This window comes from Microbispora siamensis (assembly GCF_016863095.1).
In the GTDB taxonomy this organism is placed as follows: Bacteria; Actinomycetota; Actinomycetes; order Streptosporangiales; family Streptosporangiaceae; genus Microbispora; species Microbispora siamensis.
The window spans coordinates 72532-92064 of record NZ_BOOF01000005.1; the positions used below are offsets into that span (position 1 = coordinate 72532).

15 protein-coding genes are annotated in these 19533 nt (G+C 73.9%); 7 read left to right on the plus strand and 8 right to left on the minus strand.

All coding sequences use genetic code 11. From position 1 onward, the window contains the following. Positions 1-14: 14 nt before the first annotated feature. The 3 genes from Msi02_RS06895 to Msi02_RS06905 form a co-directional block, all read right to left on the minus strand. On the minus strand, positions 15-1400 hold the full coding sequence (locus tag Msi02_RS06895) for a uracil-xanthine permease family protein (RefSeq protein WP_204047585.1): 1386 nt from the start codon (positions 1398-1400) through the stop codon (positions 15-17). A 148-nt stretch (positions 1401-1548) separates the two neighbouring features. Continuing rightward, complete coding sequence (locus Msi02_RS06900; RefSeq protein ID WP_239108187.1) at positions 1549-1776, minus strand: RNA-binding S4 domain-containing protein; 228 nt, start codon at positions 1774-1776, stop codon at positions 1549-1551. Between the two features lie 9 nt (positions 1777-1785). After that, a complete protein-coding gene (locus Msi02_RS06905; protein WP_204047810.1) occupies positions 1786-3363 on the minus strand; it encodes a PucR family transcriptional regulator in 1578 nt (525 codons plus the stop codon). A 246-nt stretch (positions 3364-3609) separates the two neighbouring features. Here Msi02_RS06905 and Msi02_RS06910 point away from each other — a divergent pair, with 246 nt between their 5' ends. The 4 genes from Msi02_RS06910 to Msi02_RS06925 all read left to right on the plus strand — a co-directional run bounded on the left by Msi02_RS06910 (position 3610) and on the right by Msi02_RS06925 (position 9605). Next, entirely contained in the window at positions 3610-4515 is a 906-nt protein-coding gene (locus Msi02_RS06910; RefSeq protein ID WP_204047586.1) for an oxamate carbamoyltransferase subunit AllH family protein, read from the plus strand. Further along, positions 4512-5885: an AllF/FdrA family protein gene (locus Msi02_RS06915; protein ID WP_239108188.1), complete on the plus strand. Its 1374-nt coding sequence runs from the start codon at positions 4512-4514 to the stop codon at positions 5883-5885. The genes Msi02_RS06910 and Msi02_RS06915 overlap by 4 nt, the downstream gene beginning before the upstream one ends. Before the next feature lie 34 nt (positions 5886-5919). Then, complete coding sequence (locus Msi02_RS06920; protein ID WP_204047587.1) at positions 5920-7305, plus strand: YlbE family protein; 1386 nt, start codon at positions 5920-5922, stop codon at positions 7303-7305. A gap of 152 nt (positions 7306-7457) precedes the next feature. Next, a complete protein-coding gene (locus tag Msi02_RS06925) occupies positions 7458-9605 on the plus strand; it encodes a serine/threonine-protein kinase (RefSeq protein ID WP_204047588.1) in 2148 nt (715 codons plus the stop codon). A 23-nt stretch (positions 9606-9628) separates the two neighbouring features. On the opposite strand, the gene Msi02_RS06930 is transcribed toward Msi02_RS06925, so the two are convergent. From Msi02_RS06930 to Msi02_RS06940, 3 genes are read right to left on the minus strand one after another with little or no spacing between them, the layout of a single operon-like run. After that, positions 9629-11254, minus strand: a complete 1626-nt coding sequence (locus Msi02_RS06930) for a bifunctional 3'-5' exonuclease/DNA polymerase (protein ID WP_204047589.1) — start codon at positions 11252-11254, stop codon at positions 9629-9631. Between the two features lie 52 nt (positions 11255-11306). Further along, a complete protein-coding gene (locus tag Msi02_RS06935) occupies positions 11307-12806 on the minus strand; it encodes a metallophosphoesterase family protein (protein ID WP_204047590.1) in 1500 nt (499 codons plus the stop codon). Positions 12807-12825: 19 nt separating this feature from the next. Then, positions 12826-14439 carry an FAD-binding oxidoreductase gene (locus Msi02_RS06940; protein WP_239108189.1) on the minus strand — a complete coding sequence of 538 codons (1614 nt, stop codon included), beginning with the start codon at positions 14437-14439 and terminating at the stop codon, positions 12826-12828. 57 nt (positions 14440-14496) lie between these two features. Here Msi02_RS06940 and Msi02_RS06945 point away from each other — a divergent pair, with 57 nt between their 5' ends. The 3 genes from Msi02_RS06945 (at position 14497) to Msi02_RS06955 (ending at position 17531) form a co-directional block, all read left to right on the plus strand. Then, the gene (locus tag Msi02_RS06945; protein ID WP_204047591.1) at positions 14497-16023 is read left to right on the plus strand and encodes a glycerol-3-phosphate dehydrogenase/oxidase; all 1527 of its coding nucleotides are present in this window, start codon (positions 14497-14499) and stop codon (positions 16021-16023) included. 153 nt (positions 16024-16176) lie between these two features. Next, complete coding sequence (locus Msi02_RS06950; RefSeq protein WP_239108190.1) at positions 16177-17100, plus strand: ferredoxin family protein; 924 nt, start codon at positions 16177-16179, stop codon at positions 17098-17100. Between the two features lie 116 nt (positions 17101-17216). After that, positions 17217-17531, plus strand: coding sequence for a WhiB family transcriptional regulator (locus Msi02_RS06955; protein WP_076434697.1), 315 nt, complete (start codon positions 17217-17219; stop codon positions 17529-17531). Between the two features lie 87 nt (positions 17532-17618). Here the strand turns inward: Msi02_RS06955 and Msi02_RS06960 are convergent, their stop codons facing one another. Together Msi02_RS06960 and rsgA are read right to left on the minus strand one after the other, a co-directional pair. Next, a complete protein-coding gene (locus Msi02_RS06960) occupies positions 17619-18290 on the minus strand; it encodes a phosphoribosyltransferase (protein WP_239108231.1) in 672 nt (223 codons plus the stop codon). A 48-nt stretch (positions 18291-18338) separates the two neighbouring features. After that, positions 18339-19439, minus strand: a complete 1101-nt coding sequence (gene rsgA / locus Msi02_RS06965) for a ribosome small subunit-dependent GTPase A (RefSeq protein WP_204047592.1) — start codon at positions 19437-19439, stop codon at positions 18339-18341. Positions 19440-19533: the final 94 nt, after the last annotated feature.

The window sequence follows — 19533 nt, forward strand, 5'->3', positions numbered from 1 at the left end:
GCGACGCGGGCCGTTCAGACGGCCGGGTCGCGTTCGAGCCCGATCTCCCCACCCGTGACCTCCTTCGCTCGTCTGCCCGCGATCGCGCGGAGCAGGTGATAGCCGGCGAGCACCACGATCGTGCCGAGCGCGATCCCGGCGAGCGAGAAGTCGCCGGTGATCTGGTGGGTGACCGGCCCGATCGCGAGGATGATCCCCGCGCCGATCGGAACCATGTTGACCGGGTCGGCGAAGTCCACCCGGTTCTCCACCCAGATCTTCGCGCCGAGCAGACCGATCATGCCGTAGAGGATGACCGTGACGCCGCCGAGCACGCCGCCAGGCGTGGCGGCGACCAGCGCGCCGAACTTGGGGGACAGGCCGAACAGGATCGCGATGACCGCGGCGACGTAGTAGGCGGCCGTCGAATAGACCCGGGTGGCCGCCATGACGCCGATGTTCTCGGCGTACGTCGTGGTGGGCGAGCCGCCGACGGCGGTCGCGACCGCGGTGCCGACGCCGTCGGCGATGATCGCCTTGCCCATTTGGGGGTCGACGTCGGCGCCGGTCATCTGGCCCACGGCCTTGACATGGCCGACGTTCTCCGCGATCAGGGCGATCACGGCGGGCAGCACCACCAGCACCGCCGAGACATGGAACGACGGGGGCATGTTGAAGTGGGGCAGGCCGAACAAGTCGGCGTCGGCGACGGCCTGGAAGCTCACCCGGGGATGGGTGTCGATCTTCCCGGTGCCCGCGTTGTAGGCGGTGATGTTCCCGAACACCTTGTCGGCGAGCCAGGAGACGACGAACCCGAAGATCAGTCCCAGCAGGACGCCGATCCGGCCGAGGAAGCCGCGGAACAGCACGATGAAGACGAACGTCGCGATCATGGTGATCAGCGCGATCCACGGGTCCTGCGGCCAGTAGACGTCCGCCACCACATATGCGAGGCCGAAACCGATCAGCATGACCACCGCGCCGGTCACGACCGGCGGGAAGATCCGGTGGATGATCTGCACGCCGAGCACGTGGATCGCCACGCCGCACAGGGCGAGCACCAGGCCGGCGACGAGGATCGCACCGGTGACGACCTTGTCGGCCGCCGGGGTGTCGCCGCCGAACGCGGCCCGCACGGCGACCACGCCGCCGACGAACGACGCGGAGGTGCCGAGGTAGCTGGGCACCTTCCCCTGGGTGATCAGTAGGAACAGGATCGTCGCGACGCCCGACATCATCACGGCGATGTTCGGATCCAGGCCCATCACGAGCGGGAACACGAAGGTCGCGCCGAACATGGCGATCACGTGCTGGGCGCCGATGCCGATGGTGCGCGGCCAGCTCAGCCTCTCGTTCGGTTTGACGACCTCCCCGGGGGCCAGCCCTCTCCCGTCGCCGTGCATCGTCCATCTGAAAGCCATGTACGCCCCTCTTGCTCACTGGGCCGTGGGCCGGTCGGCCACCCCGCAGGCGTCCCTCCGCGGCGCTTCTGGACCGTTTGGGGCACTTTAGGACTGGCGTGCGCGACAGACATGGGCATGATCTGCCAAACCGGCGAGCTCCTGGGCGTCATACCACACGGATCGTGTACCCCTCGCCGGTGACGACCTGGCCCGCCCGGATTTTGCAGGCCTTGCGCAACTCCACGCGTCCGTCGACGCGCACCCGGCCCTCCGCGATGAGGTGCTTGGCCGCGCCGCCGCTGTCGGTGATCTGGCAGAACTTGAGGAGATCGCAGAGCGGGATGTAGTCGCCGTCCAGCTCGAAGGTGATCGCTGGGGCCTTCGCGTCGTTCACGCCGCCAGCCTAGATGCCCCTCATGCGCAGGACGTGCAGAGCGAGGGTGAGGTTGAGCCGCAGGTGCGCGTCCTCGGTGAAGTTGCCCAGCATGCGCTCCAGCTTCCCGATCCGGTAGCGCAGGGTGTTGTAGTGGAAGTGCAGCCGGCGCGCGGTCTCGGCGACGTTGAGGTTGGTCTCCAGCAGCGCCTGCAGGGTCCGGCGCAGGTCGGCGTTCTCCGCGTCGTCGTCCCCGGCCAGCGGGCCCAGGGTCTCGCGGACGAAGGCGTGCAGCTCGTCGGTGTCGTTCACCAGCGAAAGCAGCCGGTAGACCCCCAGCTCGTCGAAGTGGGCGACCGCTCCCGCCCCGTGGAGCTGGCGGCCCACCCGGGCGGCCTTCAGCGCCTGGCCGTACGCGCCGGGCAGGGCGTCCACGCCGGAGGCGACCCGGCTGAGGCCGGTGGAGAACGTGCCGTCGGAGACGGCGGCGAGCGCGTCCCTGGCCACCTTGGCCGGGTCGGCCGCCGCCCCGACGATCGCCACGACCTCGTGGGAGAAGCCGGCGACCGCGCCGCGCGGGTCGTGCTTGCGCACCGACGCCTGCCACGCCGCCAGCATGCGGTCCTGGACCGGTCGTTCCTCGGCGTCCGGGTCGATCTCGGCGACCAGCACGCTCACCGGGCGCTCCAGGTCCCAGCCGAACGCCTGGGCGCGCTCGGCCACCCGCAGCCCGCCCCTGCCGGTGAGCACGTCGCGCAGGAAGTCGGCGCGGTATTTGCTCTCGACGGCGGTGACCGCCTCCTGCTTGGTGATCACCAGCGCGGCGACGGTCGCGGCGCGCTCCAGGATGCCGATGTCGCTGGGGGTCAGCGTGCCGTTGGCGCTGTAGGCGGCGATCCTCCCGTGGTGGTGCCCGCCCGCGACGATCGGCACCGCCGCGTAGTGCCCGTCGCCGGCCGCGGGCGTCGCCGCCGGCGTCCGCGCGAGGGCCGCGTTGATCTCCCGCAGCCGCGCCACCTGCGCGGACTCCCCGGCGGCCGCGAGGAGATGACCGGCGGCGTCGGTCGCCCCCACCGCCACCTGCAGCAGCCCGGCCACCTCCGCCGTGACCTCCCGCATCCCGCCCCCGGCCAGCACGATCTGCACGAGCGCCCGGTGCGCCTCCTCCGTACGGGCGAGGATCGCCGCCTGCCGGTTGAGGATGTCGGTGAGCACCTGGTTGAGGATGTCGTCGAAGCCCACGTCGTTGGGCAGCAGGATCAGCGGGAAGCCCAGCCGGTCGGCCTGCTCGACCATCTCCCCCGGGAGCTCGTCCAGGTAGCGGCCGAGCTTGATCGCCAGGGCGGCGAGGCCGCGCTCGTCCAGGTCGGCCACGAGCCGGTCGAGCGACTGCGGCGTGTTGCGCAGCGGGTAGCCCGTGGTGAGCAGCAGCTCGTGCGGCTTCACCCAGGCGAGGATGTCGGGCACCTCCATCACGTTGAGGCGCTGCACGATGCGGTCGAGGCCGCTCCGTCCGGCGATCAGGCGGGCGTCCGCCAGCGTCGAGACCCCGAGCAGCTCGCCCACCGACACGCCGTGGAGGATCGTTCCCGTGCTCGCAAGGCGCATGGCGGGCGGGGCCGGGTCGTTCTGCAAGGCCGTCTCCGAGAATGCCGTCACCGGGGGTCGCGACGTCCTCGGATTCATCGTCGCTCACTGCGTCGGGTTCGCTCCCGGGACGTCTCAGGCCGATTGTGCACGACCGCGGTCCTGTCAGGAAGAGCCAAGCATTCGGCCGACTGTTGGCATCTTTCTCCGTACGGAGGGGGGGAGACCGGGCCTTAGCGTCGGCAACGACTGGCTTCGGGAGGTCCGGTGAGTGTTGGCACGCGCCCGAGAGGGCGGCGGGCGACGACGCCCGCGTCCCGCCCCCCGGCGGCCCCCACCTACGTGAGCGGCGCCGCGAGCGTGGCCGTACGGCCCGCGCTCGAGGCGCCCCGCCGCCCGGCCAGGGTGCTCGCGGTCTTTCCCCTCGCGCTCTACCTGGAGATCAGGAGCGAGGCCGAACCGCACGTCGTCGCCGTGGTGACGGGCGAGGCCACCCGCCTGCCCAACGCCGTGGTTCTCCCCGAACGCCTCGGCGGAGTGTCCGCGGGCGACGACGCCTGGGTCGGCGAGGGCACCGTCGAGGTCGGCGGCGTGTCGATCTGCGTGCGCCGCTGGTGGGACCCCGCTCCCCCGCTCGGCCCCGCCGACCCCGCACGGCTCGCGCCCGCCCTCGGCCTGCTCGGCCGTGCCCGCGCGGCCTCGCCCCGGCGGCCGGGACTGGACCCGGACGGCGCCCCCGCGCTGCTCGAACGCGGCTGCCGGGCCGGTTCGCTGGTGGAGAGCATCACCGCGGCCGAGCGGCTGATCGGCCTCGGCCCGGGGCTGACGCCGAGCGGCGACGACATGCTCGCCGGCCTGCTGGTCGCGCTGCGGCACCTCGGCGCGGCGGCGGGGGTGCCGCGCGCCGTCTGGCTGGCCGACTGGCTCGCCGCTGCGGTCACCTACGACGCCCGCACCCGGACCACGCCCATCTCGGCCACCCTGCTGCACTGCGCCGCCAGGGGCGAGGCGAGCCCGGAGGTCACCGGGGTGCTGCGCGGCGTGGCCGGGCACCAGCCGCTGGAGCCCGCCGTGCACCGCCTGCTCCGCCTCGGCCACACCTCGGGCGCCGACCTGGCCTGGGGGGTGCAGATCGGCCTGTCCGCCGTCCTCGCCCATCGGGAGGGCCAGTGAACGACCCTGTGAACGACCTGGTCGAGGTGCGGCCCGGGGTCTACCGCGACTCCGTGACGCTGATGCGGGTGAGCCGGGCGCTGACCGACCGCCCCGGGGTGGCCGTCGCCGTCGTCGCGATGGCCACCGAGCTCAACCTGGGCCTCGCCCGCGATCTCGGCTTCGCGGTTCCGCCCGCGACGCCCGGCGACCTGCTGGTGGCGGTCCGGGCCGCCTCGCCGGCGGAGCTCGAGGACGCAGCCGCAGAACTGGAGCGTCAGCTCGCCGCACGGGCGCCGGCGAGCGGGACGCGGGGCGAGGCGCCGCCGCGCACGACCCGGTCGGCGGCGCGGGCCTTCGAGGCGAGCCTGGCGCTGGTGAGCGTGCCGGGCGAGCACGCCTTCGCCGAGGCGCTCGACGCCGTGGAGGCCGGGCTCTCGGTGATGATCTTCAGTGACAACATGCCGGTGGAGCAGGAGATCCTGCTCAAGGACCGGGCGCGGGCCAAGGGCGTGCTCGTGATGGGGCCCGACTGCGGCACCGCGGTCGTGGGCGGGGCCGGCCTGGGCTTCGCCAACGTGCTGCGCCCCGGGCCCGTCGGCGTCGTAGCCGCCTCGGGGACCGGCGCCCAGCAGGTGACGAGCCTGCTCGACCTCGCCGGCGTCGGCGTGTCCCACGTGCTCGGCGTGGGCGGCAGGGACCTGTCCGCGGAGGTGGGCGGGCGCTCGGCCGTGCAGGCGCTGCGCGCGCTCGACGAGGACCCCGCCACCGAGCTGATCGTGCTGGTCTCCAAGCCCCCCGCCCCCGAGGTGGCCCGTGCCGTACGGGACCTCGACCTGGCGACGCCGGTCGTCGCCGCGCTGCTCGGTCCGGGGCAGGACGACCTGACCACCGCCGCGGAGAAGGTGCTGCGGGCCCTCGGCCGCGACGTGCCCGAGTGGCCGTCCTGGCCCGCCCCCGCGAGTCGGCCGAACACGGCGGGTGCCCTGCGGGGGCTCTACGCCGGCGGCACGCTGTGCGCGGAGGCGGCCCTGCTCGCGGGCGCCGGCGACTTCACCGACTTCGGCGACGACTCCTACACCCGGGGCCGCGCCCATCCCATGATCGACCCGGCGCTGCGCCTGGAGGCGCTGCGTGGCGTCGCCTCAGGCGTCGTGCTGATGGACGTCGTGCTCGGGCACGGCGCCGACCCCGACCCGTCCTCCTGGCTCGCGCCCGCGATCTGCGACGCGGTGGACAGGGGCGTCCACGTGGTCGTGGCCGTCGTCGGCACCGACGGCGACCCGCAGGGGCTGCGCGCCCAGGCCGCCCGGCTGAACGAGGCCGGGGCGGCGGTCTTCACCTCCAACGCCGCGGCCGCCCGGCACGCCCGCCTCCTGGCGGGCGGGTGACGGGCGTGGCCGCGCCGACCCCGATCGGAGCCCGATGACCCTCTCCATGCTGTACGGCGAGCCGCGCGTCATCACCGTGGGCGCGCAGGTGCTGGGCGAGGCGCTGGACCGGCAGGCCGTGCCGCGGCGGGAGGTCGACTGGCGGCCGCCGCTGCCGGGCGCCTCCGGGGCCCTCGCGCGGGTGCTGGCCGACCCCCGGCGCGAGAGCGCCAACGCGACCGCCGTCGGGAGGATGCTGTCGGCCCGGCCCATGCTGACCGGCGTACGTCCGGCGCGCGAGGTCCTCGGCCTGAAAGCCGGGGAGTTCTTCCACGCCGGTCCGCCCATCACCTGGGAGCGGGCCTCCGGCCCGATGCGGGGGGCGCTCGTCGGGGCGATGCTGTTCGAGGGCCTGGCGGCCACCCCCGAGGAGGCGGAGGACCGCCTGGCCTCCGGCGCGGGGATCACGCTCGACTCCTGCCACCACCACCGCACGGTCGGCCCGATGGCGGGGGTGGTCAGCCCGTCCATGTGGATGCTGGAGGTCGCCGACGCCGAGCACGGCGGCACGGCCTACTGCTCGCTCAACGAGGGGCTGGGCAAGGTGCTGCGCTACGGCGCGTACGGGCCCGAGGTGATCGAGCGGCTGCGCTGGATGGGCGAGGTGCTCGGGCCGGCGCTGGCCGCGGCGCTGGAGCGGTGCGGCCCCCTCGACCTGCGCACGCTCATCGCCCAGGCGCTGCAGATGGGCGACGAGCTGCACAACCGCAACCGCGCCGCGACGTCCCTGCTGGTGCGCGAGATCGCGCCCGCGGTCGTAGAGGCGGCCCCGGACCACGCGGCCGAGGTGCTGCGATTCATCAATGGAAATGATCATTTTTTCCTGAACGCGGGAATGGCGGCGGCGAAAGTCAGCGCCGACGCGGCGCGCGGGGTGCCCGGATCGAGCCTGGTCGTGGCGATGGCGCGCAATGGAACCGATTTCGGAATACAGGTGTCGGGCCTCGGCGACCGGTGGTTCACCGGCCCCGCCGGCGTGCCCGACGGCCTGTACCTCGGCGGGTACGGCCCGGACGACGCCAACCCCGACATCGGCGACTCCACGATCACGGAGACGGCGGGCCTCGGCGGCTTCGCCATGGCGGCGGCCCCCGCGATCGTCCGGTTCGTCGGCGGCGAGGTGTCCGACGCGGTGGCGGCCACGACCTCGATGTACGAGATCACCATGGCCGAGCACCCGGCGTACCAGATCCCGGGGCTGGGCTTCCGCGGCACGCCGGCGGGCATCGACGTCGCGCTCGTGGCCAGGACCGGTCTGCTGCCCGTCGTGAACACCGGAATCGCGGGCAGGATGGCCGGAACCGGGCAGGTGGGAGCGGGTCTGGTCAGCCCGCCGGCCGGGGCCTTCACGGCCGCCCTCGACGCGCTCGCCGACGGATGAATTCCCTTTGACCGTCATCAGACCGTAATATCGTCGTCAACCTCAGATATCCGATGCAATTCGCACGGTCCGTTCGGGGGATCTTGCGGAGCGAGCGTGAATTGGGGACCTTATCTATGACGACCGATCGCCTGCTCGGTATGGTCCCCCCTATGCCAGAGGGTCAGGGACCTGTGGGCCGCGTCCCCGCGGGAGGCGCCCCCGAAGGGCAGGGACGTCTCGTCGGCCGGCGCTACCGGCTGCTGTCCCCGGTGGGCCGTGGCGGCATGGGGATGGTCTGGCACGCCCACGACGTGCTGCTTGACCGGGACGTCGCGGTCAAGGAACTGCTCCTGCCGTTCGGGCTCGACAACGCCGGCGCGCAGACCGCCCACCGGCGCATGCTGCGCGAGGCGCGCTCGGCCGCGCGGCTCAGCCACCCCGGCATCGTCACCGTCCACGACGTCGTCGAGGAGGACGGGCGGCCGTGGATCGTCATGGAGCTCGTCCGCGCCTGGTCTCTCGAGCAGGCCGTACGGCAGAGCGGGCCGCTGCCGGTCGTGCAGGCCGCCGAGATCGGCATCCGGGTGCTCGACGCGCTGCGGCACGCCCACGCCGCCGGCATCCTCCACCGGGACGTGAAGCCCGGCAACGTGCTGCTCACCGCCGACCGCGTGGTGCTCACCGACTTCGGCATCGCCGCCATCGAGGGCGACGTCACGATCACCCAGACCGGGCTGCTCATGGGCTCGCCCGCCTACATCCCGCCGGAGCGCCTGCAGGGCCGCCCGATCACCCACGCCGCCGACCTGTGGTCCTTCGGCGCGACGCTCTACGCCGCCGTGGAGGGCCGCCCGCCGTACGAGGGCCCCGACGCGGTCGCCGTGCTCGGCGCGGTGCTGACACAGGAGCCCAACCGGCCGCGCCGGGCGGGCGCGCTGCTGCCGGTCATCGAGGGCCTGCTCCGCAAGAACCCGGCCGACCGCCTCCCGGCCGCGCAGGTCGCGGAGATGCTGGAGCGGGTGCTGCACAGCCACGGCGCGGGGCTGCCGGGCCGCGCCGGGACGCCGACATCGGTGCCGACCCCGCAGGACTCCACGCCCGCGGGGCTGCTGCCGCCGCTCGACATCCCCTCGGGGCCGCTGCCCTCGCGCATCATCGAGACGCCCTCGGGTCCGGTCCGCGTGCCGCTCACGGCGGAGAGCCTGCCCGCGGGCGCGACCCCGCCCGGCGCCGCCGCTCCCCGTCCCGCGGAGCCCCGGGCCGGCGACCCGGCGTACGAGCCTCCGGGCGCGTTCGGGCCGGTGAACGCCTTCGGGCAGACCCCTTCCTTCGACACGGGCTTCGACCCGCTGTCGTCTCCCTCGGGGTCGACGCACGCGCCGGAGCGACCGAAGGAGGCCATGTGGCCGACGCCCACGCCGGGCGACATGCCCGGCGACCTGGGCGGGACGCCGCAGCCGCCGTACCGGCCCGGGCAGCACGCGGCACCCCAGCAGACGGGACCACAGCACGCGGCGCCCCTGCAGGCCGCCGCCATGGGGGCCACCGCGCAGACCGTGCCGCCGCAGACCATGTCCCCGCAGACCGTCTCACCGCAGGCCGGTGACTCCGGCCCGGTCGAGGACGCCACGGGCCCGCACCGGCCCGGGGTGGGGCGCAGGCGCAAGGAACGGGCCGACACGGCCCCCGACGGCGAGGGCCGGTCGAAGATCCTGCTCGCCGTCGCCGCCGTGGCCGTGGTCGCGGTGATCGTCGCGATTGTGCTGGTGCTGCTGCCGAGCGGCCCGGACGACGAGGCCGTGGTCTCCCGGCAGGACGGCGCGTCGGCCGCCACCCTCACGCCCACCGGCGCCGCCAGGCCGACCGCGCGCCCGCTGTCGGCCGTACGCGTGCCCGAGGGCTACCGCCTGCTGACCGAGGGCGGGGTGTCCTTGGCGGTGCCGAAGGACTGGACCGCCGCGGCCGACGGCGGGGTCGTCAGGCTCACGGGCCCGAAGGACAGCGGGCAGAGCATCACGATCAAGAGGATTCCCGACGGCAGCCTCGCGGCGCTGCGGTCCGCCGAGCAGAACCTGGACATCAAGGACTTCACCGACTACACGCAGGTCCAGCTTCGCCAGGTGGACTACCGCTACCCCGCGGCCGACTGGGAGTACACCTACACCAACACCAGCGAGGTCACCGTCCACGCGGTCATCCGCTACCTGGACACGGGCGGGCGCGCCTACGCGATCATGTTCGCCTCGCCCGACTTCGACTGGAACGAGTCCGCCGCACCGGTACGGCAGGCCCTCTGGAGCACCTTCCGCCCCGCCTGACGCCCGCGGGCGGGCCTGCCGGGTCACTTGGCGTCGGCGTAGCAGGTGACGGCCACCGCCTCCATCGGGAAGCGGACCGTGGTGTCGCCGAACAGCAGCCGGGTCGCCTCCTCCGCGGCGCGGCCGACGGCCTCGCGGACCTCGCCCGCCACGTCGAGCGGGCAGTGCACCATCACCTCGTCGTGCTGGAAGAACACCAGCCGGGCGGGGCCGGGCAGCAGCCCGCGCAGCACCGCGAGGAGCGTCAGCGCCCACTCGGCCGCCGTGGCCTGCACGACGAAGTTGCGGGTGAACCTCCCCCGGTCCCTGGCCGCCCTGGCGCCCTCGGGACCGGCCACCAAGCGCCGCCACCGCTCCGACGGGGGCGGGCACGTGCGGCCCAGCCACGAGCGGACCAGCCGCCCCTCCTCCCCCGCGCGGGCCGCGTCCTCCACGAACGCGTACGCCTTTGGGAACCGCTGCCGCATCACGGCCAGCAGCTTGGAGGCGTCGCCGCTGGTCCCGCCGTACATGGCGGACAGCATGGCGATCTTGGCCGACTCGCGGACCCCGCCGAACGCCTGGGCCAGCGCGGCGTACAGGTCGATCTCCCCGGCCGCCCGCGCGAGCCCCCGGTCACCGGACAGCGCGGCCAGCACCCGGGGTTCGAGCTGCGCGGCGTCGGCGACCACGAGCGTCCAGCCGTCGTCGGCCATCACGACCCTGCGCATGACCTTGGGGATCTGCAGCGCGCCGCCGCCGCTGGTGGCCCACCGGCCGCTCACCACCCCGCCCACGACGTACTCGGGCCGGAATCGGTCGCCGCTGACCCACTGCGCGGCCCAGGTCCAGCCGTGGAAGCTGTACAGACGGGCCAGTTCCTTGTACGCCAGCAGCGGCGCGACGGCCGGATGGTCGACCGTCTTCAGCACGTGGGAGCGGGTGGACGGGATCTCGATCCCCGCGGTCTTGAACGCCCGGACGATCTGCTGCGGGGAGTCGGGATTGACCAGGTGGCCGAAGGCGGCCGACACCTCGTCGGCAAGGGCCTGGAGCTTCGCGGGCCGCATGCCGTGGGCGGGGCGGGGCCCGAGCAGGTCGGTCAGCAGCGCGTCGTGGACGTCCTCGCGCCACGGCATGCCGTCGTGGGCCATCTCCGCGGCGATGAGCGCACCGGCCGACTCGGCGGCGACGAGCAGGCGGAACCGTCCGGGATCGGGCGTGCGCGCGACCCGGCGGCGCTGGTCCTCGAACACCTCGGCGACCATGTCGGCCTCGGGCACGCCGTGCCCCGGCGGCGCGGGGTCGAACAGGCTCGCCTGCGTGCCGCCCGCCTGATGCGCGTCAGAGGCCTCATGGGGATCGGCGGGCACCGGGAGGCCGTGCAGGCGCGCGTAGGCCGCCTGGACCTGTCTGGGCTCCCCGTAGCGCCCGTCCGACGCCAGCAGCAGGTTCTCGGTGAGCGCGACGTCGTGGCAGCGCGACAGCCGTACGCCTGCGGACAGGAGCGCCGGGTAGACGCGGCGCGCGTCGGCCCACACCCAGCGGGGCCGCTCGGCGGCCTCCAGCGCGCGCACGGCCGCCGCGAGATCGGAGACCCGGCTCGCCGGCCCGCCGAGGGGCTTGACGGTGCCGCCTCCCTCGGCGTCGGCCGCCACCACAACGTGCACCCCACCAGCGTGCCAGGCGGCGCCGACATTTCCCCAACCGCGCCCCGGCCGGTCAGAGCGGGATCTCGACCTCGTCCTCCAGTGGCGGCTCCTCCTCCTGGGGGAGGCAGCCCGTCGCGGCGAAGCAGCGCAGCCGGAGCGTGTCCCCGGTGACCGACAGGTGGAGGAAGCTCTTGAAGAAGGGCGGGGTGTCCCAGTCGGACAGTTCGGAGATGTACCGGTGGAAGACCCGCCCAACGGGAAGGCGGAACGGCATCGGCCAGCCGCCGAGCAGCCGGGCCGCCCACTTCACCCGCATTCCGATCGGCGCCCCCGGCGTGGGCCGGGGCGGGGTGTTGCCGATCTGCCGCGACATCAGGGCCAGCCCCTCCTCAGGGGTGATGTAGAGGCCGCGCAGCCGCAGCCTCCTGCTGTAGAGCAGGCTGTAGAACGACAGCGAGTCGCCGCGCAGCGGATAGCACTTGAAGTCGTCCTCGTGGACGCCGCCGGCGTCCACCCGGGGGATGGTGTGCGTGGCGTGCATGAACGCCCCGCCGCCTCCGGACACGACGTACTGGATGAGCCGCCCCTCCGCCCGGACCGGGTAGCGCTGGTAGTTGTGCACGTCGCCGCCGATGGCCGCGACGTAGTTGTGCGCGGGGTCGCGGACCACGTCGTCCACCGTGCCACCGCCCTCGATCTCGCACGGGTGGTAGGCGTTGTTGACGTAGATCGGCTTGCCGGTGATCAGGATCTTGGGCCGGGGGCCGGCGGAGACCCGGCGCAGCCACTCCCCCTGCTCGCGGTCGAGGGTGCCCTTGATCCCGGTGTCGATGCCGACGAGCAGCAGGCGGCCGGTGTCGATCACCCAGTACGGCCCCGGCAGCGCCGGGCCCGGGTTGGGCCGCATCTTCCTGGCCTCGGCGAGGGCGTCCTCGTCGATCGTCTCCGGCTTCTTCCACAGCAGCCCGCGCAGCCCGTCGGGCGACAGCCGGAAACCACGCTGTTCCGCCGACAGGGGGTGGGCGTCGCAGAAGACCCGCATGAAGCCGCCGAGCCCGTCGTACCAGTCGTGGTTGCCGGGCACGGCGAAGATCGGGGCCGGGTAGTCCTTGTAGGGCCGGAAGAACTTGTCGCCGTACTCGTTGCCCGACCCGGTCGGGTAGATCACGTCGCTCGCGATGACGGCGAACGCGGTGTCCGCGCCGAGCTTGAGCAGCCCGGGCACCACCGCGTACTGCGAGGCGTCGCCCTCGCCGGTGTCGCCGAGCACGAGGAACGAGAACTCCTCCCCCAGGTCGAGCCTGACGCGGAAGTCCGGGTCGGCGCCGCGGTCGCGCTGGGCCGCCACCCAGCGGCGGCGCACCTGCGGCGAGGGGTCGCCGAACAACTGGGCGAGGACCTCGTTGCGGGACCGCCACAGGGTCGCGGGGTTCAGCCAGGTGAAGGAGTTCCGGTTGGGCCGCAGCGCGTCGAACGTGCCGATCTGCGGGCAGTCCCAGCCCGCTCCGGCCTGCGAGACCCGTGACGAGACCTGCTTCCCCCGCGCGGCGGCCGCGCCCACATCGACCATGGGAACAATCTTGGCGTTTCTACGGGATCAGCACACCCGGGTTGAGGATCCCGGCGGGATCGAGCCGTTCCTTGATCCCCCGCAGGATCTCGCCGCCCAGGTCGCCGATCTCCGCGGCGTACGCCTCGCGGTGGTCGCGGCCGACGCCGTGGTGGTGCGAGATCGTGCCACCCGCCCGCACGATCGCCTCGTTCGCCGCGCGCTTGGCCGCCGCCCACTGCCCGAGCGGGTCGCCGGTCTGCGCGGTCACCACGGTGAAGTACAGCGAGGCCCCCGTGGCGTACACGTGGGAGATGTGGCACATGACCAGCGGTGAACCGAGCGCGCCGAGCAGGGCCAGCCGTACGGCGTCGTACAGGCGCGGCAGGTTCGACCAGAAGCACGCGGTCTCCAGCGTCTCCACCGTCGCCCCGGCGGCCAGCAGGGAGTCGCGCAGGTAGGGGGCGGAGAACCGGCCCTGCGCCCACTTCTCGCCCGGCTCCGGCCCGAGGTGCACGCCGCCCGCCTCGACCAGCACGGCGGCGGCCAGGTCCCGCCGGTGGGCCACGTCGCCCGGGGAGCCCTCGAAGCCCGCCACCAGCAGGCAGCCGGAGTCGCGCCCGGCCGCGCCGAGGTCGGTGGGCTTCGCGAGGCCGACCATGGTCTCGGTCTCGTCCGACAGCCTCAGCACCGTGGGCGGCGGGCCCTCTTGCTGCGCGAGCCGCCGCAGGGCGGCCGTGCCCTCGGCGAAGGTGGCGAACCGCCAGCCCTCATACGTCCTGACGGCCGGGGCCCGGCGGACGCGCAGCCGCAGCGAGGTGATCACCCCGAAGGCGCCCTCCGAGCCCAGGAACACCTGGCGCAGGTCGGGCCCGGCGGCCGACCTGGGCGCACGGCCGATCTCCAAGGTGCCCCGGGGCGTCGCCACGGTCATGCCGGCGACCATGTCGTCGAACCTGCCGTACCCGGCCGAGGCCTGTCCGCTGGACCGGGCCGCCGCGAACCCGCCCAGCGTCGCGTACTCGTACGACTGGGGGAAGTGCCCGAGCGTCAGACCGTGCGCGGCGAGGAGCTGCTCGGCCTGCGGCGCGCGCAGGCCCGGCTCCAGCTCGGCGACCATGGACACGGGGTCGACGGAGACGAGCCGGTTGAGCCGGGCCAGGTCGAGCGCGACCACGCCCGTGAAGCCCCCCTCGGAGCCACACCGCGCCGCCACGAGGCCGCCGACCACCGAGGTGCCCCCGCCGAACGGCACCACGGCCACCCGCCGCTCCGCGCACAGGCGCAGCACGGCGGCCACCTCGTCGTGCGAGCCGGGGAGCACGACGGCGTCGGGCGCGTCCGAGGCGTCCCCCGCGCGCATGAGCAGCAGGTCGGGGGTGGACTTGCCCCGGGTGTGGCGGATGCGGGCGTCGTCGTCGGCCCGCACGTGCTCGTCCCCCACGATCGCGGCCAGCTCGGCCAGGACGGGCGGCGGCAGCACCACCGGGGGCAGCCGCACCTCGCCGAACGTCGCCGCCGGTGTGGCGGGCGCCCGGACGCCGAGGAGTTCCGCCAGCAGGTCGCGCACCGGCGCGGGCAGCTCGGCGGCCTTGGCGGGATCGCCCCAGCCCGACCAGAGCATGGGTTCCGCCGGAGTGAGAGGGGTTTCCATAGCCGTCGCGCCTCCAGGTAGGTTACTCAAGAGTAATGCGGAAGTAGTGGAGGGGACATGAACTCCTCACTGAACGCGGCCAGGCGCCGGTGGGACCTCGACGAGGCGCGTACGGACGTCGTGGACGTGCTCGTGGTCGGCCTGGGGGCGACGGGGGCCGGAGCCGCGCTCGACGCCGCCTCACGCGGGCTGTCGGTGGCCGCCGTGGACGCCCACGACCTGGCGTTCGGCACCTCCCGGTGGAGCTCCAAGCTGATCCACGGCGGGCTGCGCTACCTCGCGAGCGGGCAGGTCGGCGTGGCGTGGGAGAGCGCGGTGGAGCGCGACGCCCTGCTGCGCTTCACGGCGCCCCATCTCGTCGCCGCCCATCCGTACCTGCTGCCGCTGACGCCGGACGTCCCCCGGGGGCAGGCCGCGACCCTCATGACCGGCTACCGCCTGGGCGACGCGCTGCGGGCCGCCGCGGGCACGCCGCGGCGCCTGCTGCCCGGCCCCTCCCGGCTCGCGGCGGACCGGGCGCTCGCGCTCGCCCCGTCGCTGCGCGCGGACGGCCTGCGCGGGGCGCTGCTGTCGTGGGACGGCCGGGTGGTGGACGACGCCCGCCTGGTCGTGGCGCTGGCGCGTACGGCCGCCGCCCACGGCGCCCGGATCCTCACCCGGTGCCGGGCGCTGGCGCTCGCCGGGGACGGCGCCCGGGTGCGCGACGAGCTGACCGGCGACGAGTTCGACATCCGGGCCCGTGCGGTGATCAACGCGACCGGCGTGTGGGCGGGAGAGCTGACGCCGTCGGTGGCGCTGCGTCCCTCGCGGGGCACGCACCTCGTCCTGCGCCCCGGCGCCCTCGGCGCGCTGCGCGCGGGGCTGCACGTGCCGATCCCCGGCGAGCGCGCCCGCTTCGCGCTGGTGCTCCCCCAGGCCGACGGGCGGGTCTACGCCGGGCTGACCGACGAGCCGCTCGACGGCCCGGTCCCGGACGTCCCCGAGGCTCCCGAGAGCGACGTCGCGTTCCTGCTCGAACTCGTCGGGACGGTGCTGGAGCGGCCGCTGTCCCGCGCGGACGTCGCCGGCGCCTTCGCCGGGCTGCGGCCCCTGGTCGGCACGGCGGACGCGGTCGGCACGGTCGGCGCACCGGCCTCCCCCGACGGCCGGACGGCCGACCTGTCCCGCCGCCACGCCGTGCTGCGCTCGCCGGACGGCGTCGTGACGGTCGTGGGCGGGAAGCTCACCACGTATCGGCGGATGGCCGAGGACGCCGTCGACGCCGCCTGCCCCCACGCCCGCCCGAGCCGTACGGCGCGGCTGCCCCTGGTCGGGGCCGGGCCGGTGCGGCCGGGCACGCCCGGGCGGCTGGCCCGCAGGTACGGCTCGGAGTCCTGGGCGGTGCGCGACCTGATGCGCCGGGATCCGGCCCTGGCCGAACCGGTGGCGCTGGGGATCACCCGGGCCGAACTGGTGTGGGCCGTGCGCCACGAGGGCGCCCTGGACGCCGGCGACCTGCTGGACCGGCGGACCAGGATCGGCCTGGTGCCCGAGGACCGGGCGGCGGCCCTCCCCGCCGCCGAGGCCGCCCTGGCCTACTCCTGACCCCGCCCGCCCTCTTCCGGATCCCGCCCGCCCTCGCCCGGAACGCATTCACGGGCAGTATGCGGAAATTTGCGGATTTAACGTCGATTTACGGCCCCGCCCCCGCGACCTCTGACTCAATTGGATAAGGTTAGTCTTACCTAAGAAACACGAGTGAAGGACGGGGACCGGATGGCCAACGGGTGCGAGCACCCCGCCGCCTGCCACACGGGCGAGGCGCCGATCCTGGCGAGCGCGACCAAGAAGGGCCGCTTCTGGCTGCTCATCGAGCACGCGGGGCCCTGGGCCGCGGAGCTGGAGGAGTGCCGGCTGCCCGACGACGTCCACCGGCTGATCTCCCGCGCCAGGGCTCTTGACATCCGGCCGCAACTGATCCGCCGGCCCGGCCGCCGCGAGGCCCTCACGGGCCCCCTGCACGTCTACGTGGCCGCGTCCGCGGTGGAGGATCCGTGGCTCGCCGAGGGCTTCGTGGAGCGCCCCGACGATCTTGACCTGGGCGCTCTCGTGCACGGAGTGGTTCCGGAGTCCTGCATACTGGTGAGCGAGCCGATGTACCTGGTCTGCACGCACGGCAGGCACAACGCGTGCTGTGCGCGTCTGGGACTCCCGCTGGCGCGGTCCCTCGACGAGAACCTGCCCGGCGAAGTGTGGGAAACCACACATGTCGGCGGCGATCGATACGCCGCCAACCTCGTATGCTTGCCACACGGGCTTTACTACGGCAGCATGTCTCAGGCTGCTGCGATCGCGGCGGCAAACGCGTACCGGCACGGCGAGGTCGTCCTCGACCGTTTCCGGGGACGCGCGGGTATCCCTGAGCCACTGCAGGCCGCCGAGCACTTCGTCCGGGCGCATACCGGCGAGCTCTCGGTCGGCGGGGTGGCCGTGGAATCCTCCCGGTCGGTTGACGACACCACGATCTGCGTCGTGCGGCGCACGACGGAGCGTGGGACGTCGCGGTTTCGGGTCGTGGTCGAACCCACGGTGTTCACGGCACCGTGCGGGATGACCTGCGCCGACGGAATCCCGACCTACAGGTTGGCCGAGCTGAGCGAGCTCACGCCGGTATTGACCTGAGGGCTCCTCCCCGGAGCCGGGAACACCACGGCCTATCCCGGCGTTGGCACAAGGGACGCCACAAGCGTCCAATGCGGCACAAACACTGAAATACCTCTCACCAAAGGTGGTTTCTCATGTCTCAGGTACGTCGGCAGCTCGCCCGCCCGCGCCCCAGCTGGGGTTGGCAGGATGATGCCGCGTGCCGGGGAGAGGACCTGGTGCTGTTCTTCGGTCCTGACGGCGAGCGTCAGCCCGAGCGCGACATCCGGGAGCGCAAGGCCAAGGCCATCTGCGCTCAGTGTCCTGTGCGAGCGGAGTGCCTCGACTACGCGCTCTCCCGTCCGGAGAAGTACGGCACGTGGGGCGGCCTCAACGAGGACGAGCGCGCGTCCGAGCGTCGCCGTCGCATGCGCCGCGCCGCCAGCGCCGGCATCAGCGCCGTCGCCTGAGCGTTTCCCCCTTCCCCGACACGCGTCACCGCTGGGCGCTTCGCGTCCCGTCCCCCGATCCGGGCGACGGCGCACGCGGAGCGCCCTTCAGGTGTCATCCGTCCCTCCACATCCCGCCCCGGCCAGCAGGCCCAGCACGTCGTCATCGGTGAGCTGGTCGAACCGCCGATACCACTGGCCCACCGCGCGGAAGTTCTCCGGCGTGGCCGGCACCACGACCTCGTCCGCCTCGCCCCGCATCGCCTCCACCGTCTCCGGAGCGGCGACCGGCACCGCCAGCGTCACCCGGCCCCGTCCCGCCTGGATCGTCCGTACGGCCCGCAGCGCCGCGCGCGCCGTCCCTCCGGTCGCCAGGCCGTCGTCCACCACGATCACGTCGCGGCCGCGCAGCTCCGGCAGCGGCCGATCCCCCCGGTAGACCCGCACCCGCCTGGCCAGCTCACGCCGCTCGCTGCCGGTCACCTCCGCCACGTCCTCCGGCTCCAGGCCGAGCCGGTCGAGCATCTCGGAGTCGAACACGGGCCGCCCGCCCTCCGCGATCGCGCCGACCCCGAGCTCGGGCCGGGCCGGATGCCCGATCTTCCGGGTCACCAGCACGTCGAGCGGGGCGCGCAGCCGCTCCGCGATCGGCGCGGCCACCGCCACGCCGCCGCGCGGCAGGGCGAGCACCACCGGATCCCGCGGGCTCATGTCCCACAGGACCTCGGCGAGCAGCGCCCCCGCCTCGGCGCGGTCGGCGTACGGCAGCCGCACCCGCATCGTCTTCACGCCCCGGTCATACCCGCCCGGGACGGGAGGCACCCGGCGCTACGGGCGGCTCATGCCCCTCATCTGCTTGTGGATCGTCTTCCACTTGCGGGTCTCCTCGGCACGCAGCCTGGCGTCGGTGCGGCGGGCCATCCAGGCGGCCTCGCGCTGGAGCCTGTTCCAGCTCTCCAGCCGCCGCTCCGGCAGCTCGCCCGACTCGACCGCCGCCAGCACCGCGCAGCCCGGCTCCTCCCGGTGCCGGCAGTCGGAGAACCGGCAGCTCCCGGCCAGCTCCTCGATGTCGGAGAAGACCAGGTCCACGCCCTCGCTCATCTCGTACAGGCCCACCCGGCGGATGCCGGGAGTGTCGATGACGAGCCCGCCACCGGGCAGCGGGATGAGCTGCCGGTGGACGGTGGTGTGCCTGCCCCGCCCGTCGGCGGCCCTGACCTGCTGGGTCTCCATGACCTCCGCGCCGGCGAGGGCGTTGACGAGCGTGGACTTGCCCGCGCCCGACGGGCCGAGGACCACCGCGGTCCCGGAGGGGCCGAGATGGGCGCGCACCAGGTCGACGCCGTCGCCGGTGAGCGAGCAGACCGGGTGGACGTCGACGCCCGGCGCCGCCGCCGCGACGTCGGCGAGGAGATCGTCCAGCCCCTGATCGAAGAGGTCGGCCTTGGTGACGAGCACGACCGGCCGGGCGCCGCTCTCCCAGGCGAGCGCCACGAGGCGCTCGATCCTGCCGAGATCGGCGAAATCCGTGGCGTGCATGGACGGCTCGGCCACGAAGACCACGTCGACGTTGGCGGCCAGGACCTGGCCCTGGCCGTCGCCCGACAGCCCTCCGCGCGAGTCGCGGCTCACCCCGCCCCGGACGAAGGCCGTACGGCGGGGCAGCACCTCGGCCAGCTCGTAGCGGCCCTCACTGAGCCGGGTGAGCGCGACCCAGTCGCCCACGCACGGAAGCGCGAGCGGGTCGGCCGCCGCGGCCCTGCGTACGCGGGCGCCGAACCGCGCCTGGTGGGTTCCGTCGGCGGCGATGACCTCGGCGGCGCCCCGGTCGACCCGCGCCACACGCGCGGGAACGGCGCCGTCGGGCAGGTCGGGGAGCTGCTCCGCGAGCCCGTCGTGCCAGCCGAGAAGAGAAAGATCGTTGAACACTGCTGGTGAACACCCTTCGGAAACCGGGTGTCCCAGCGAGAGAGACTAGGCGGACACCCGGGAGTTGACGGACGGCATGGTCGTCAGAAAGACC

Excerpts from the sequence above, each read along its gene's own strand:
- Msi02_RS06945 (WP_204047591.1), top strand. The coding sequence starts at position 14,497 with ATGAACTCCTCACTGAACGCGGCCAGGCGCCGGTGGGACCTCGACGAG.
- Msi02_RS06895 (WP_204047585.1), bottom strand. The coding sequence starts at position 1,400 with ATGGCTTTCAGATGGACGATGCACGGCGACGGGAGAGGGCTGGCCCCC.
- Msi02_RS06905 (WP_204047810.1), bottom strand. The coding sequence starts at position 3,363 with ATGCGCCTTGCGAGCACGGGAACGATCCTCCACGGCGTGTCGGTGGGC.
- Msi02_RS06920 (WP_204047587.1), top strand. The coding sequence starts at position 5,920 with ATGACCCTCTCCATGCTGTACGGCGAGCCGCGCGTCATCACCGTGGGC.
- Msi02_RS06955 (WP_076434697.1), top strand. The coding sequence starts at position 17,217 with ATGTCTCAGGTACGTCGGCAGCTCGCCCGCCCGCGCCCCAGCTGGGGT.
- Msi02_RS06925 (WP_204047588.1), top strand. The coding sequence starts at position 7,458 with ATGCCAGAGGGTCAGGGACCTGTGGGCCGCGTCCCCGCGGGAGGCGCC.
- Msi02_RS06940 (WP_239108189.1), bottom strand. The coding sequence starts at position 14,439 with ATGGAAACCCCTCTCACTCCGGCGGAACCCATGCTCTGGTCGGGCTGG.
- Msi02_RS06960 (WP_239108231.1), bottom strand. The coding sequence starts at position 18,290 with ATGCGGGTGCGGCTGCCGTACGCCGACCGCGCCGAGGCGGGGGCGCTG.
- Msi02_RS06935 (WP_204047590.1), bottom strand. The coding sequence starts at position 12,806 with ATGGTCGATGTGGGCGCGGCCGCCGCGCGGGGGAAGCAGGTCTCGTCA.